This window comes from Streptomyces albus subsp. albus (assembly GCF_000719865.1).
In the GTDB taxonomy this organism is placed as follows: domain Bacteria; phylum Actinomycetota; class Actinomycetes; order Streptomycetales; family Streptomycetaceae; genus Streptomyces; species Streptomyces albus_E.
Window position 1 is genome coordinate 1 of record NZ_JOID01000094.1, and the last position, 602, is coordinate 602.

General features: G+C 69.4%; 1 protein-coding gene. It reads right to left on the bottom strand.

The window, feature by feature from the left end:
* Position 1: 1 nt before the first annotated feature.
* Positions 2 to 602: HNH endonuclease signature motif containing protein (locus IF83_RS0129525; protein ID WP_030549485.1), on the bottom strand; the 601-nt coding region annotated here is incomplete at its 5' end.

Genomic DNA, 602 nt, shown 5'->3' on the forward strand with positions numbered 1-602 from the left:
GTTAGGTGGTGGGGGTGTGGGGTGGGTTGGTGTAGGTGTGGCCGGTCGGTGCCGTCCAGCGGACCTCACCGGTGCGGGCATCTCGTTCCACGTGCCATCGGGTGCGGTGTTTGAGGAGGTGGTGGCGTCGGCACAGCGGCATCAGGTTGTCCGGCACCGTCGGCCCGCCAGCCTCTGGGTCCTGGTGGTTGAAGGGGCGGATGTGGTCGAGGTCGCAGCGGTGGGCGGGCATCTGGCAGGAAGGGAAGACGCAGGCGGTGACTTGCACAACGGCTGCTGACCGGCCGCCGGGGACGGTCTCGGTGACGGGCCGGTTGACGACCAGGTCGTACAGGGCGTCGACGCGCTTCTGGTTCAGGGTGCGGTCGTCGTCGGTGAAGGTGGCGGCATGGGCGTCGATCGCGGCGTCCAACTCCGCCGCCTGAGGGGTCGTGGGGAACCGGCTCTCCAGGGCGGTGGCGACCGCGAGGCGGTCGGCGGCGGTAGTCCCCGACAGCTTCAATGCGCAGGCGACGTCATCGCAGGCGAAGTTCCAGTCGTAGTCCACCCACCCGAATTCGTTCGGCGGCGCCTCCAGCACCTCCGCCTCGACATCGGCCAGC